This is a genomic window from Flavobacterium sp. GT3R68 (assembly GCF_007109225.1).
Taxonomy (GTDB): domain Bacteria; phylum Bacteroidota; class Bacteroidia; order Flavobacteriales; family Flavobacteriaceae; genus Flavobacterium.
Genome location: NZ_VJZK01000004.1, coordinates 51,109 through 66,160 on the forward strand (window position 1 = coordinate 51,109; position 15,052 = coordinate 66,160).

Consider the following 15,052-nt stretch of genomic DNA (forward strand, 5'->3'; position numbering starts at 1 on the left):
GGAAAGAATTATAAAAAGAATACCTTTGCACTTCTCCTGATTCGGGAGATTTTTTAACGATTTAATTACTGAACAAAATGAAAATAAATTTAAAAAACGGAATCGATAAACTCATCTTCGGGATGAAACAGAATGATGTAATAGCGATTTACGGAAAACCGGACCGCAATTATAAAGATGAAGACGATAACGTGATTTTTGCTTACAATGCACAAAAAATGCGTCTTACCTTTTACCAAGAAGAGGATTTGAAACTCGGATATATCGTTGCTTCTGCAAATGATTTGGAATTGTTCGATAATAAAATGATCGGAAGGAAAATTATAGATGTTAAAAATGAATTGAATCAAAAAGGACTTTCCAAATTCACAGCTGAAGATTTTGATACGTTTGAAAACTATTTTAATGAAGATAACTGGATTATCCTTCAAACGGAATTTGACGAAGTAGTAAAGGTTGAAGTAGGGGCAATCATTAATGATAAGGATGAATTTGACTGGAAGTTCGGAAAGAAATAATTGTTTGTAAATAGAAAGTAAAAAGGGATTAACATGACGTTAATCCCTTTTTTATATAAAAAATAAATAATTATTGTTTTGGAGCAGGCAGACTTTCCAACATCTCAATTTCGAAGATAATATTAGCATTCGGTGGGATAACAGTACCAGCACCTCTTTCACCATACCCCAATTTTGACGGGATAAAAACAACCGCTTTATCACCAAAAGACATAGCGTTCAGACCTTCAATAAATCCTGGAATCAATCCGTCTTTCTTTCCATATTGGAACGGGAAAGGCTGGTATCCGTTTTGTGAAGCTCTGTTGGCGTCATATTTCCCAAAAGTTTTATTAACTTCCTCATAGCTACTGTCAAATAGAGTTCCGTCTTCCAGATATCCTGCATAATGAATGTATACATTTGCTCCGTCAGCCGGTTTCTTTCCGGCCCCTTTTTGGATAATTTTATATTCCAAACCAGAAGGTGTTTTAGTGGCAGTTGAACGAATCGCCGCTAAAGCTGCTGTTTTCTGAACTTTTACCGGACCAAATTTTTCATCATATGCTTTTTTTGCATCTGCTTCAATTGCCGCTTGTTTGGCTTTATTTTCTGCATCAAGAGCTGCTTGTTTTTTCTGATCCTCGGCTTTGTTAGCGAAATAATCGGCGAAAACTTTAGCTGCATTGAATTTCTTAGCATCAGAACCTTTTCTGATGATGGTCACTTTATTGATAACATCATTCTGAGCAATCGCATTAACAACGTCCATGCCAGTTATTACGTGTCCAAAAACGGTGTGTTTCCCATTAAGCCAAGACGTTTCTTTATGGGTAATGAAAAATTGGCTGCCATTGGTTGTCGGGCCTGAATTAGCCATCGAAAGGATTCCGCCTTTATCATGCTTCAAATCTGTAAATTCATCTTTGAATGAATACCCTGGGCCGCCGGAACCGTCTCCCAAAGGATCTCCTCCTTGAATCATAAAATCAGGAATGACGCGGTGGAATTTTAATCCATCATAAAATGGTTTTCCTTTTAGTTTTTCATTGGTAACAAAAGTATTGGTTCCTTCTGCAAGAGAAACAAAATTAGCCACTGTTACCGGTGTTTTTTGGTATTCCAACTGTAAGAGAATTTTCCCTTTGGTAGTTTGGATTTCGGCAAAAAGACCATCATTTGATTGGGCATTCATTTTTTTGGCAGCAACTGCTTTTTTATGGGCAGGCTTTTTAGTGTTCTGGGAATAAATAGATGTGGTCATTCCTAAAAACAACAAAAACATAATTTTGAATTTCATTTTCATTTTAGATTATAACTCCTTACTTGTTTTGCATTATGCTGGGATTTTCAGGTTTATTCCCTTTCTGTAATTTTTTAATTGGACATATTCTCCAATATCTCTACCTCAAAAATAATATTGGCGTTTGGCGGGATTACTCCTCCCGCACCAGCTTCTCCATAGCCCAGATGGGAAGGGATAAATATAACTGCTTTATCACCAAAGGATAATTTTTCAAGACCTTCAATAAATCCGGGAATCATTCCCTGTTTTTGTCCCGCTTCAAAAAGAATTGGGGTATATTGTCTGGCATTGGCTCTTTTCTGGTCAAATTTCCCAAAGGTTTTGGCTACTGATTCAATACTGCTGTCAAAAAGTGTTCCATCTTCCAAGAAACCGGCATAATGAATATACATGGTGGTTCCAGTTTGCGGTTTTTTACCGCTTCCTTTTTGTGTTATTTTATATTGTAAACCCGTTTTGGTTTTTGTGGCATCCGCTTTCACAGCATTGAAATATGCAGTTTTTAAATCAATTACAGTTTTATATTTCTCAGCATAGATTTTTTTATTTTCGATATCCTCTGCTGCCTGTTTTTTTAGATTTTCAGCTTCGTTGGCAAAGAAATCGCTGAAGACTTTTACAGCATCAAATTTTTTAGCGGCTTCCCCTTTTCGGATGATGGTGACTTTTTTGATGTCATCATTCTGCACAATTTTATTTACCGTTTCCATGCCATTTTCCACCACATGGCCAAAGATAGTATGCAAACCGTTTAACCAAGGTGTTTCTTTGTGTGTAATAAAAAATTGGCTGCTGTTGGTTCCCGGGCCTGAATTTGCCATGGCAAGGAGTCCGCCTTTGTCAAATGTCATATCGGTAATTTCATCCTTGAATTTATAACCTGTATCTCCTGATCCATCTCCCAATGGGTCTCCACCCTGAATCATAAATTCTGGGATTACCCTGTGAAATTTCAAACCGTCAAAGAATGGTTTGCTTTTGAATTGTTCATTTACGAAAGTGTTTTTTCCTTCAGCCAGCGTAACGAAATTTGCTACGGTAACTGGTGTTTTTTCAAATTCTAACTGCAGTAAGATGATTCCTTTATTGGTTTCTATTTCTGCATACAATCCATCTGCCAAATCACTGTGAGTATCTGTACAGGAAAAAAATGTTGCGAATACAATCAACAACAGGCTTAATCTTTTTTTCATTTTTTTTAATAATTATTCGGTGATTACTTTATTTTCAGGCTTAAAATCATTTAGGGTAACGGTACATATTATAGGCTCATTTGTTCCGATTCTTTTATTGTCCCCGTGATAACCGTAGGCCATATGCGACGGGAAAAGAAAAGTCACCGTTTCATTTTTATGCATTAATTTAATACCGTGACGGAGTCCCATCATGATCTTTTGTTCCTTATCCACATAATACGTCTGCGGTTTTAACTCCAGTTCCGAATAAATTATATTTCCATCCAGATCTTTGATTTCATAATCAAAATAGGCAATATCTCCCTTTCTTGGCGTCAAGGTATCAGTTTCCACTTTTGTTTCATAATGATACCAATATCCTTTTGTTGAGGCAATGTACTTTATGGTAGGGTTGCTTTTGATAATGGAATCGATTTTACCTTCTTCACTGGCAACTAATATTTTGTTGCGCGCTGCAGATTCCTTCATAAAGGTTCCGGAAGACTGAGAAACAGGCATTCTTGCTTTTTGCTGACTGCAACTCAAGATCATCAGGAGACAAAGGATTATGAGTAGCACTACGATGATTTTATTTTTCATGTTGTTTACAGTTTAGTAACTAAATTTTCAAATTTTTTGATGGTTTCAATCATTGATAAATCGGATCTTCCACCCGCGGCATTGATGTGGCCACCCCCATTAAAATGGTCTCTTGCAAATTGGTTGACATCAAACTCGCCTTGCGAACGGAACGAAATTTTTATCATTTCTTCGTCCTTGTTCTCAATGAACATAGCTGTAAAAATAATGCCTTTTATTGATAATCCATAATTTACAATGCCTTCCGTGTCACCTTTAACATAATGAAACGTGTCCAATTCCTCCTGAGTAAGCGTGGTATATGAGGTGTGGTGTTCCGGCATTACTTTTAAATTTTGCAAAGATCTTCCTAACAATTGTAATCGGTTATAGGAATGATTGTCAAAAAGTAGATTTGGAATGTTATAATTTTCTACACCCAAATCAATCAAATCAGCCACCACACGATGGGTCGTTCCGGTGGTTTTTGGGTATTTAAAAGAACCTGAATCAGTCAAAATTCCGGTATAAATGCAGGTTGCAATTGTCTTGTCGATTAAATCATGCTGACCTAAAAAACCGATGAAATTGTAAATCATCTCGCATGTAGAACCAAATGAAGTATCTGAATAGGTGTACTTCGCATAATCGTCCGGTTTCTGATGATGGTCAATCATGATGAAAGGAGCAGTAAGCGTTTGAAGGATATTTTCCATATCGCCCACGCGATGCAGTGCATTAAAATCAAGGGTAAAAATCAATTCGGCATCCTGAAGGATTTTGGTAGTATTGTCCTTGTCTTTTTCATAAATCAACACGCTTTCAGAACCTGGAAGCCATGCTAAAAATTCCGGAAATTCATTCGGTGAAATGATAACCGGATGGTGTTTGGATTTCAATAAAAAATGGTACAATGCTAAAGTGGAGCCCATTGCATCCCCATCAGGGCCACGGTGCGGAATAATTGCTATTTTTTTTGGAGTTGACAGCAACAACTGTATTTCTTTAATATCAGAATTTTTCATAAGCGCGAAGTTACATTTTTTTCGCAAAGGAGAAAATTTTAAAGCAAGAGCTATTTCGCCAAGAGTAGTCCCAACCAAACGGCAGACAGTCCAAAAATGATGCTTAAGCCCATATAGATAAAAGCGATTCCCAAATTGTTGTTTTGGTATAACCCTATATTTTCATAACCAAAGGCAGAAAAAGTCGTATATCCGCCGCAAAATCCAGTAATCAGAAACCATTTTAAATCCGGATTGGTCATTTGGATTTTTTCGAGTAATCCGACAATCAATCCGATAAGGAAACAGCCTATAACATTGGTAATGAATGTAGCAAGGGGAAAAGCAGAAGCGTAATATTTATTTACCATAATAGCAGTCAGGTATCTGAATATACTGCCAATAGCGCCGCCAAATCCAATTAACAATACGGTTCGCCACATTTATCTTTGTTTATTTAGAAGTAGCGATGACAAAATTCAGTTTCAATTTTACACCCATTTGCATCAAATCTACCAAATCCTGAACTTTATTATCAGCAGGAACCCGAACCACGACAGTTTTGTCATTATTTGCGGTCGTTTTATTATACAAGGCCTGTTCCAATTGGTCAAAGGGAATTTCCTGTTTGTTGATATAATATAATTTATCTTCGGTAACGGATAGACTGATGTGGTCTTTATTGGTCGTTTCGTTTGTTTTCGCTTTAGGTAATGTCAGCTTAATCACATTTGGATTTGCCAGAGTCGAAATAATCAGAAAAAACAAAAACAAAAAGAACATGATATCCGCTAATGACCCAGTTGGGATTTCTGCGTGAAAACGCTTGTTTCTTTTAATTGCCATGTGGTTCCTGTATTACATTGATGATGGCCAAAGTCTGTTTTTGAATCTGTAAGGAATAAGCATCAATCATCATATTGAACAAATGGTAAGCAGAATAAGCGACAACACCGACCACCAATCCGGCGCCGCTACTGATCATTTTTTCGTATAAACCTCCTGAAATAGTCTGGATATTTAAATTCCCTGTATTTGAAATCGTGTGAAATATTTTGATAACCCCCATAATAGTACCAATAAAACCAAGAATTGGCGCAATCCCTGAAATCAATCCCAAGTGACTCAATCCTTTTTCCATTTGCGCAATTTCAACGTTCGCGGTACGTTCCATTACCGATTCGATTTCGCTGATTGGTCTTCCAATAATGGAAATTCCGCTTCTTAAAATATTTCCGGAAGCCGTATTTTCACGACTGCAAAGCATAATCGCATTGTCTAATTTTCCGGTTTTCAATTGCATTTTAACGTCATTAACTAGGTTAAGATCCTGTTTTGTCGCTTTTTTAATGGATAAATAGCGCTCAATAATCACGTAAACACAAAAGAATAAAAGTAAAATAATAGGATAAATCATTACCCCGCCTTTTAATAAAAAGTCCAGATATGAAATATTATCAGTAACACTCACATCCATATCAGTGGCAGCAGCGGCCGTATTTGCAATAGTATCAGTAACTGGATTGACTTGCAATAGAAAATTTAACATCATAGAAATTTCTTTTATTTAGTAAGTTGACAAAAGTGCGTATTTTTTTATAAGCTTCCACAAAAATAATGGTTTTTTTGAAGCTGCAATTTTCATGTAGTAAGAATAACGAAACTTTTTTAAATTAAGTATTGCTTTTTAAAAAACTGCCTAAATCTTTGAGGGTTACTCCATAATTTTGATGATGTTACCGCTGCTTTTATTGAAAAATAATAAATTAAAAAATTTTCAAACTTTCCCTTTTTCAATTCCAAATTTTAAAAGTATTTTTGCACATGCAACACAACGTACTTATTTTAGATTTCGGATCGCAATACACACAACTTATTGCGCGAAGAGTTCGCGAATTAAATATATTCTGCGAAATCTTTCCTTTTAATCATTTTCCGAGTGATTTATCAAGTTATAAAGCGGTAATTCTTGGCGGAAGCCCATTTTCTGTTCGGGGAGATGATGCGCCACATCCTGATTTGTCTCAAATCAGAGGAAAATTGCCTGTACTGGCCGTTTGTTACGGAGCGCAATATTTAGCTCATTTTAGTGGTGGAGAAGTAGCGGCTTCTAATACAAGGGAATATGGCAGGGCCAATTTGTCTTTTATTAAAGAAGATGAAGTGTTTTTTGAAGGCGTTTCTGAGAATTCCCAGGTTTGGATGAGCCATAGCGACAGTGTCAAAGCTTTACCGACCAATGGAGTAAAATTAGCAAGCACGCATGATGTGGAATTTGCCGCTTATAGAATTGAGGGTGAAACAACCTACGCCATCCAATACCATCCCGAAGTTTTTCACTCAACGGATGGAAAGCAGATGCTGGAGAACTTTTTAGTAAAAATTGCTCATGTTCCCCAAAATTTTACACCAAATGCTTTCGTAGAAGAAATGGTCGGTGAGTTAAAGGAAAAAGTACAGGATGATAAAGTTGTCCTTGGACTTTCAGGAGGTGTGGATTCAACGGTAGCTGCAGTTTTATTGCATCAGGCTATTGGGAAAAACCTGTATTGTATTTTTGTAAACAACGGGCTGCTTCGTAAAAATGAATACGAACAAGTATTGGAACAATACAAAGGAATGGGGCTGAACGTAAAAGGAGTGGATGCTTCGGCACGCTTTTTGGATGCGTTGGCAGGTATTGAAGACCCGGAATTAAAAAGGAAAGCAATAGGCAGGGTTTTTATTGAAGTTTTTGATGACGAAGCCCACCGGATTGAGGATGTTAAATGGTTGGCGCAAGGAACCATTTATCCGGATGTAATCGAATCGGTTTCCGTAAAAGGACCATCGGCGACCATCAAATCACATCACAATGTGGGTGGTTTGCCGGATTATATGAAATTGAAGATTGTTGAACCGCTTCGAATGTTGTTTAAGGATGAAGTTCGTCGGGTAGGGGCAACATTAGGGATAGATGCTGCGTTGTTAGGAAGGCATCCTTTTCCGGGACCAGGATTATCGATTCGTATTTTGGGCGATATCACTCCCGAGAAAGTGCAGATCCTGCAAGATGTAGATGCTGTTTTTATTGACGGATTGAAATCATGGGGATTGTATGATAAAGTTTGGCAGGCCGGAGCCATTTTGCTTCCTGTGAATAGTGTAGGAGTAATGGGTGACGAACGTACGTATGAAAAGGTAGTCGCGCTTCGGGCAGTAGAATCTACTGACGGAATGACTGCGGACTGGGTACATTTGCCTTACGAGTTTCTGATGAAAGTGTCTAATGATATTATCAATAAAGTAAAAGGTGTCAACAGAGTGGTTTATGATATCAGTTCAAAACCACCTGCAACAATAGAATGGGAATAATTTTTAAATTATAAAGATGAAGTATTTTTTAGCAGTTTGTGTTACGGTTTTTTTTATCTCTTGCAGTGCTTTTTCACAACAAGGAAAATATTTGAAACATACAGTTGTCAAAGGGGAAACAGTAACCCAAATTGCTCAAAAATACCACGTCACGCCTTTTGATATCTACAAACTGAACCCGGATTCCAAAAATGGTGTTCAGCCTAATACGGTCTTATTGATTCCTTCGCCAACTTCAAAAGCAAAGGAAAGTGCCTTAAATTCAAAAGCGAAAACCCATCAGGTTGCCACCAAAGAAACGTGGTACAGCATCGCTAAATTATACAATGTCAGTATTGGTGATTTGGAAGCAGCCAACCCGATTGCTTTGAAAGAAGGCTTGAAGGTGGGCGGAATGATTACTATTCCAAGTAAAAGCTTGTCAAAATCGCTTGATACGAAAACTGGGAAAGTGGTTTATCATGAGGTATTGGCCAAGGAAACCAAATTTTCGATAGCCAAAAAATATGGAATAACCATTGAGCAATTGGAAAAACTAAATCCGGATACTGTTGGAGGATTGCCTGTGGGTTATAAATTGTTGATAAGCGGAACTCCACCACAAAGCGGAGTTAAAGTCACCAAAATAGAAGAACCTAAAAAAGCAAAAATAGTTGAATATGTCAATTATGAGGTAAAAGCTAAGGAAACGATGTACAGCCTGACAAAAATGTTCGGTTTAAGTACCGAAGCTTTAGTGGCGATTAATCCGGAATTGACTGATGGAGTTAAGGAAGGAATGATCTTGAAAATTCCAAACACAGTTTCCATTTCTAAAACCGAAAAAAATGCGATTGCTGATTTATCAAAAAGCATAACCACTCAAAAAAGAAAAGAACTGGTTTTATTACTGCCTTTTAATATTTCAAAATTAGAGAGCGACACAATCAATTCAACTGCCGCACGTTTGAAGAAAGATAAGTTTCTGAATATGACGCTGGATTTCTACGCAGGAGCTTTGATGGCAATCGATTCTGCAAAAACATTAGGGTTAAATATAAATGTCAAAATTCTGGATTCGCAGGAAACTAAAAATTCATCGAATGCAGCTTCATTAGTTCAACAATATAAACTGGAAAATGCCGATGCTATTATCGGACCATTCTACCAGACAAATGTGGAAAAAGTTGCCGAATTGGTCAGTAAAGATAATGTTCCGGTAATTTCTCCTTTATCGAAAGAAACCGTAAAATCATTCCCGAACTTATACCAGTCGATGCCGACAAATGATTTCCTGAGAACGGCCATGTTTGATTATCTTGAGACGAAAGACGGGAATATCATTGCCGTGATTGCTGCAAAGAAAACAGCAATTAAACAATACATTATTGAAAATCAGAAAGGGGTCAGATTGACCGGATTGGACAGTAATGGAAATTTTGTAGCGGATAGTTTGAAAAAATTATTGGTGAAGGATAAAGTGAATTACGTTATCATGGAATCTGAAAAAACAGGAACTATTCTGGCCATTACGAATACATTGTTAAATGCCATGTCTGAATATAGAGTACAATTAGTTATTTTAGAAGCAAATCCAACTTTGGATTTCGAGGAAATTCCTTTAAGCCGCCTGACCAAATTGAAAATGCTGTATCCATCATTGATTTGCGACAATGAAACGCCGGAAGCATTGATGTTTGAAAATGCCTATAAAAGAAAAAATAAAATTTTCCCAAGTCAATTTGCCACCCGTGGATTTGACGTGACTTTTGATACGATGCTGCGGTTGTCGCAAAATACCAGTTTTGCAGAAACCATTGAGAATGTAGCAACAAAGCAAGTAGAAAACAAATTTGATTACAACAAAAAAGTATCTGAAGGATATACCAATAGTGGAGTTTATATCTTATATTATGATGCGGACTTAACCATAAAAGAAGCCAACTAATGACCTCAAAAGTAACGTATTTAGGAGATTTAAGAACATCGTCAATTCATATCCAATCCGGGAGTGAAATTATTTCGGATGCGCCCACAGACAATAATGGAAAAGGGGAAGCATTTTCCCCAACAGATACTGTAGCGAATGCGTTAGCCACCTGTATGATGACCATCATGGGAATAAAATCCCGGGATATGAACATAGACCTGAAAGGTTCAACAGCTTCTGTTGTAAAAATTATGCAGGCCGAGCCAAGGAGAATTGGTGCGATTGAAGTCGTATTTAATATGAGTGTTTCGGCTGACGATAAAAACAAAACCATTCTGGAAAAAGCCGCGATGACATGTCCCGTTTTTTTGAGCCTGAATCCGGAAATTGACAAGAAGATTACTTTTAACTGGAAATAATATAGTTTTATAAGATACTGTTAAAGGGTATAGGTTTTAAAAAAGTCTATACTCTTTCTCTTTTTCTCACTTTTAAGATGGACAAAAATCAGGAACAGCTCATAAAATTGGCCCATACTAAAATGCCCTTCGGTAAATATGAAGGTTGGTATCTCATTGATATCCCGGAATATTACATCGTCTGGTATAGCAATAAAGGTTTCCCGAAAGGCGAATTAGGGACGCAGCTTCAACTGATTTATGAGTTAAAACTGAACGGTTTGGAAGAACTGATCCGCAATATTAAAAAGCGATATCCAAAACGCTGATTAGGCAAATAGGACAGGCAGATTATTAGAATGTTATAAAGACGTTATTTTCTTAAAATCGACCAGTTCAAAAATCTAAAAGTCCAATTAAATTCGTATTTTTGCCAAGTTTTTTACACAACTACAACACAAACAACACAATGAATCAAACGAAATATATTTTTGTTACTGGTGGTGTGACTTCTTCCTTAGGGAAAGGGATCATTGCTGCTTCTTTAGCAAAATTATTACAGGCAAGAGGTTATCGGACAACAATCCAAAAATTCGATCCATATATCAATGTTGACCCGGGGACTTTGAACCCATACGAGCACGGAGAATGTTATGTGACTGATGATGGGGCCGAAACGGATTTGGATTTGGGTCATTATGAACGTTTCTTGAATGTGCCAACCTCTCAGGCAAATAACGTCACTACGGGGAGAGTTTATCTTTCGGTAATTGAGAAAGAAAGAAGAGGGGAATTTCTGGGAAAAACGGTACAGGTTGTGCCTCATATCACCAACGAAATTAAAGAACGCATGCAATTGCTTGGAAAATCTGGCGATTATGATATTGTGATTACCGAAATCGGTGGAACGGTGGGGGATATTGAATCCTTACCCTACATTGAGTCCGTACGTCAGTTGGTATGGGAATTAGGTGAAAATAACGGAATTGTGATTCATTTGACATTAGTGCCATTTTTGGCTGCTGCAGGAGAATTGAAAACAAAACCAACGCAGCACTCCGTGAAAACATTGATGGAAAGCGGAATCAAAGCAGATATTTTGGTTTGCAGAACCGAACATGAATTGTCTGATGAATTGAGACAAAAATTAGCGTTGTTCTGTAATGTTAAAAGAGAAGCTGTTATCCAGTCGATTGATGCTTCTACGATTTATGAAGTGCCAAATTTAATGTTGGAAGAAGGCCTTGATACCGTTGCATTGAAGAAATTAGCTTTGCCGGAAAAAGCAACTCCCGATTTAATGCAATGGAATACTTTTTTACACCGTCTGAAAAACCCGAAACATTCGGTAAATATTGGTTTGGTTGGTAAATATGTTGAATTGCAGGATTCGTATAAGTCTATTTTGGAGGCTTTTATTCACGCCGGTGCTGCTAATGAAACTAAAGTAAATGTTGTTTCAGTGCATTCGGAATATTTGGATGCTTCAAATGTAGAAGAAAAATTAAAGGATTTGGATGGAATTCTTGTTGCGCCAGGTTTTGGTGGAAGAGGAATAGAAGGAAAAATCGAAACCGTGCGTTATGCGCGTGAAAATAACATTCCGTTTTTAGGAATTTGTCTTGGAATGCAAATGGCTGTAATTGAATATTCCAGAAATGTACTGGATTTAAAAGATGCCAATTCCACCGAAATGAATCAGGGAACTGCCAATGCGGTTATTGATTTAATGGAAGAACAAAAGACCATCACCGATAAAGGCGGAACCATGCGTCTGGGTGCCTGGAAATGCGATATAAAAGAGAATACATTAGCGTATCAAATATATGGACAAGCCAGTATTTTAGAGCGTCACCGTCACCGTTATGAATTCAACGGCGATTATTTGGAAGTTTTGGAAAAAGCAGGTTTAAAAGCGTCGGGAAGCAATCCGGACACCGGTTTGGTAGAAATTGTGGAAATAGAAAACCATCCGTTTTTTATTGGCGTGCAATACCATCCGGAATACAAAAGTACTGTTGCCAATCCACATCCGTTATTCGTGAATTTTGTTGGTGCAACGGTAAAAGCAAAGAAAAAATAAAACAGAAAAGAGTACAATGAAAGACAAAAAATTAGACCTAAATTCAATTATAGGTTTTGCGTTAATTTTCGGAATTTTGATTTGGATGCTATATCGAAACCAACCTTCTCAAAAAGAAATTGATGCTGAAAAAGCAAAGAAAGAACAAGTAGTCCAAACTGAAAAAGCGAAAACTGCACCAGCAAAAGAATCGGTTATTGCAGCCATTGATACCACTTCCGGAGATTCATTGCAATTGGCAAAATTGAAAGGGTCATTAGGAAACTTTGCATACTCCGCGACATTACCTTCGGCTAAAGAAACGTTTACTACTATTGAAAATAAATTGGTAAGTATTAAAGTAGCCAATAAAGGGGGATACATTGTTGAAGCAAAATTGAAAAATTTTGAAAGATTCAAAAGAGGTTCGGGCCAAATGGTGGAACTGATAAAAGACAACAATTCCCATCTTAATATCCAGCTTCAGACACAGGACAACCGTACGTTAAATACAAAAGACTTGTTTTTTGAACCGACCGTGACAAAAGTAGGTGAGAACCAAATTCTTACCATGCGCCTGAAAGCGGGTGCAAATGAGTTTTTGGAATACAAATATGTATTGAAGCCAAACGATTACATGCTTGATTTTGATGTTCGTTCGCAAGGTTTGAGCAAAGTATTGAACACTTCAAAACCATTGGATTTAGAATGGAGCCTGAAAGCTTACAGAAATGAGAAAAGCATCTCTTATGAAAACCGTTATGCCGATCTTAGATATGAACATGAAGAGGGCAAATATGATAATGTAGGAGACGGAAACGACAAAAAAGAAACTGTCGAAGAAGTATCTTATATTGCTTTCAAACAGCATTTCTTCGCCTCGATACTTTTGACAAAAACATCCTTTAAGACTGCCGAATTGTACTCTACGAAGTTGATTGTTGATGAAGAAAAAGATACTGTTTTTACCAAACAATTCAGAGCCAATGTTCCTTTAGCGTTCAATAATGGTGAAGTGGATTATAAAATGAATTGGTATTTCGGACCATCAGATTATAAGACTTTAAAAGCATACGATAAAAATCTTGACAAAATCATCCCATTAGGTTGGGGAATTTTCGGCTGGATCAATAAATTCATATTTATTCCATTATTTGGATTCTTAAGCTCGTACATCGCATACGGAATTGCTATTATCGTCTTTACGATACTAATAAAAATAGCAATGTCGCCTATTACGTATAAATCATTTTTGTCGCAGGCTAAAATGAAGGTTCTGCGTCCTGAAATTAATGAATTGGGAGAAAAGTATAAAAAAGATCCAGGGAAAAAGCAGCAGGAAACAATGAAATTATATACCAAGGCAGGAGTGAATCCGATGGCTGGTTGTATACCCGCCTTGATTCAAATTCCTTTTATGTATGCGTCGTTTCAGTTTTTCCCGTCGGCATTTGAATTGCGTCAGAAAAGTTTCCTTTGGGCAGATGATTTATCTTCCTTTGACCAAATTGCAAAATTACCTTTCCACATTCCATTATATGGGGACCACGTGAGTTTGTTTCCGATATTGGCAGCGATAGCAATTTTCTTTTATATGAAAATGACTTCCGGTGACCAACAAATGGCAGCGCCTCAACAGGAAGGAATGCCGGATATGGCGAAAATGATGAAAATCATGATTTATGTATCTCCAATAATGATGTTGATTTTCTTCAATACTTACGGAGCGGGATTGAGTTTGTATAACTTTATTTCAAATTTAATTACTATCGGTATTATGATTGTAATTAAGAAATATGTTGTGGATGAAAATAAAATTCACGCCCAGATTCAGGAAAATAAATTGAAAGAGCCGAAGAAACAAGGTAAGTTTCAACGTAAAATGCAGGAAATGATGGAGCAGGCCGAAGCTCAGAAAGCACTACAAAAGAAAAAATAAAACTAAAAGCACTCTTATCGGGTGCTTTTTTAATAAACGGCTTATTTTTTGATAAAATAAAAGGGTAGATTTAGAGTTATAAAAATTGACATTACAATTTATATGAAGAACACATTTTTATTATTCATTAGTTTGTTTGGTTTTGCGTCTTTTGCGCAGACTGAATTCAATAAACTGGACGAAAATGGCGATAAGCACGGACTTTGGAAAGGCGTTTATGAAGTATCCCAAAGACCGCGTTATGAAGGCACTTTCAATCACGGAAAAGAAATCGGCGTGTTTAAGTATTATGATGATACAAAAGCGCAATCGGTGTTGGCAACTAGAGAGTTTAATCCTAAAGACAATTCGGCTTACACTATTTTTTTCAATCAGAACAGTAACAAAGTAAGTGAAGGGAAAGTGGTCAACAAACTCCATGAAGGAGAATGGAAATATTTTCACGAGTCTTCCAAAATAATCATGACACTCGAGAATTATAAAAAAGGAAAACTGGAAGGAATTAAAAAAATCTACTTTCCGAATGGAAAAATTGCCGAAGAGACGGGATATAAAAACGGAATCAAAGAAGGGGTTTATAAAAAGTATACCGAAACTGGCATTGTATTAGAAGATGCGTTGTACAAAAACGGACAATTCCACGGACAAGCAGTCTATAAAGATCCGGAGGGGAAGGTAGTAGCCAAAGGATTGTATAAAGACGGAAAAAAAGTGGGTGTTTGGGAATTTTATGAAAACGGAAAATTAACAGGCAAGGATAATTTCAACAAGCCCAGAAAGAAATTTCAAAAAACAACTGTTGTGAAGCCAGAAGAATATTAAATTTAAA

At 36.9% G+C, this 15,052-nt stretch carries 15 protein-coding genes; 8 read left to right on the forward strand and 7 right to left on the reverse strand.

Annotated features, from left to right (window positions below):
- Window positions 1-77: 77 nt before the first annotated feature.
- The gene (locus FNW07_RS08785; RefSeq protein ID WP_126742782.1) at window positions 78-518 is read left to right on the forward strand and encodes a hypothetical protein; all 441 of its coding nucleotides are present in this window, start codon (window positions 78-80) and stop codon (window positions 516-518) included.
- A 70-nt stretch (window positions 519-588) separates the two neighbouring features.
- On the opposite strand, the gene FNW07_RS08790 is transcribed toward FNW07_RS08785, so the two are convergent.
- The 7 genes from FNW07_RS08790 to FNW07_RS08820 all read right to left on the reverse strand — a co-directional run bounded on the left by FNW07_RS08790 (window position 589) and on the right by FNW07_RS08820 (window position 6,113).
- A complete protein-coding gene (locus FNW07_RS08790) occupies window positions 589-1,797 on the reverse strand; it encodes a peptidylprolyl isomerase (protein ID WP_126742781.1) in 1,209 nt (402 codons plus the stop codon).
- A 77-nt stretch (window positions 1,798-1,874) separates the two neighbouring features.
- Entirely contained in the window at window positions 1,875-2,996 is a 1,122-nt protein-coding gene (locus FNW07_RS08795) for a peptidylprolyl isomerase (RefSeq protein ID WP_126742780.1), read from the reverse strand.
- Window positions 2,997-3,008: 12 nt separating this feature from the next.
- Window positions 3,009-3,578, reverse strand: coding sequence for a gliding motility-associated peptidyl-prolyl isomerase GldI (gldI, locus tag FNW07_RS08800; protein WP_126742779.1), 570 nt, complete (start codon window positions 3,576-3,578; stop codon window positions 3,009-3,011).
- A 5-nt stretch (window positions 3,579-3,583) separates the two neighbouring features.
- On the reverse strand, window positions 3,584-4,582 hold the full coding sequence (locus FNW07_RS08805) for a bifunctional oligoribonuclease/PAP phosphatase NrnA (RefSeq protein WP_126742778.1): 999 nt from the start codon (window positions 4,580-4,582) through the stop codon (window positions 3,584-3,586).
- 50 nt (window positions 4,583-4,632) lie between these two features.
- Entirely contained in the window at window positions 4,633-5,004 is a 372-nt protein-coding gene (gene crcB / locus FNW07_RS08810; protein ID WP_126742777.1) for a fluoride efflux transporter CrcB, read from the reverse strand.
- A gap of 10 nt (window positions 5,005-5,014) precedes the next feature.
- Window positions 5,015-5,407, reverse strand: a complete 393-nt coding sequence (locus tag FNW07_RS08815) for a biopolymer transporter ExbD (RefSeq protein WP_126742776.1) — start codon at window positions 5,405-5,407, stop codon at window positions 5,015-5,017.
- The gene (locus FNW07_RS08820) at window positions 5,397-6,113 is read right to left on the reverse strand and encodes a MotA/TolQ/ExbB proton channel family protein (protein WP_370511503.1); all 717 of its coding nucleotides are present in this window, start codon (window positions 6,111-6,113) and stop codon (window positions 5,397-5,399) included. Before FNW07_RS08820 ends, FNW07_RS08815 begins: the two co-directional genes overlap by 11 nt.
- A 272-nt stretch (window positions 6,114-6,385) precedes the next feature.
- Here FNW07_RS08820 and guaA point away from each other — a divergent pair, with 272 nt between their 5' ends.
- The 7 genes from guaA to FNW07_RS08855 all read left to right on the forward strand — a co-directional run bounded on the left by guaA (window position 6,386) and on the right by FNW07_RS08855 (window position 15,045).
- Window positions 6,386-7,915: a glutamine-hydrolyzing GMP synthase gene (guaA, locus tag FNW07_RS08825; protein WP_126742775.1), complete on the forward strand. Its 1,530-nt coding sequence runs from the start codon at window positions 6,386-6,388 to the stop codon at window positions 7,913-7,915.
- A gap of 16 nt (window positions 7,916-7,931) precedes the next feature.
- A complete protein-coding gene (locus FNW07_RS08830) occupies window positions 7,932-9,842 on the forward strand; it encodes a LysM peptidoglycan-binding domain-containing protein (protein WP_126742774.1) in 1,911 nt (636 codons plus the stop codon).
- Window positions 9,842-10,243: an OsmC family protein gene (locus tag FNW07_RS08835; protein WP_126742773.1), complete on the forward strand. Its 402-nt coding sequence runs from the start codon at window positions 9,842-9,844 to the stop codon at window positions 10,241-10,243. The genes FNW07_RS08830 and FNW07_RS08835 overlap by 1 nt, the downstream gene beginning before the upstream one ends.
- Before the next feature lie 77 nt (window positions 10,244-10,320).
- Window positions 10,321-10,551, forward strand: coding sequence for a DUF3820 family protein (locus FNW07_RS08840; RefSeq protein WP_126742772.1), 231 nt, complete (start codon window positions 10,321-10,323; stop codon window positions 10,549-10,551).
- A 140-nt stretch (window positions 10,552-10,691) separates the two neighbouring features.
- Window positions 10,692-12,305, forward strand: a complete 1,614-nt coding sequence (locus FNW07_RS08845; protein ID WP_126742771.1) for a CTP synthase — start codon at window positions 10,692-10,694, stop codon at window positions 12,303-12,305.
- A 16-nt stretch (window positions 12,306-12,321) separates the two neighbouring features.
- A complete protein-coding gene (gene yidC, locus FNW07_RS08850; RefSeq protein WP_126742770.1) occupies window positions 12,322-14,223 on the forward strand; it encodes a membrane protein insertase YidC in 1,902 nt (633 codons plus the stop codon).
- 102 nt (window positions 14,224-14,325) lie between these two features.
- Window positions 14,326-15,045, forward strand: a complete 720-nt coding sequence (locus FNW07_RS08855) for a toxin-antitoxin system YwqK family antitoxin (RefSeq protein WP_126742769.1) — start codon at window positions 14,326-14,328, stop codon at window positions 15,043-15,045.
- Window positions 15,046-15,052 lie beyond the last annotated feature (7 nt).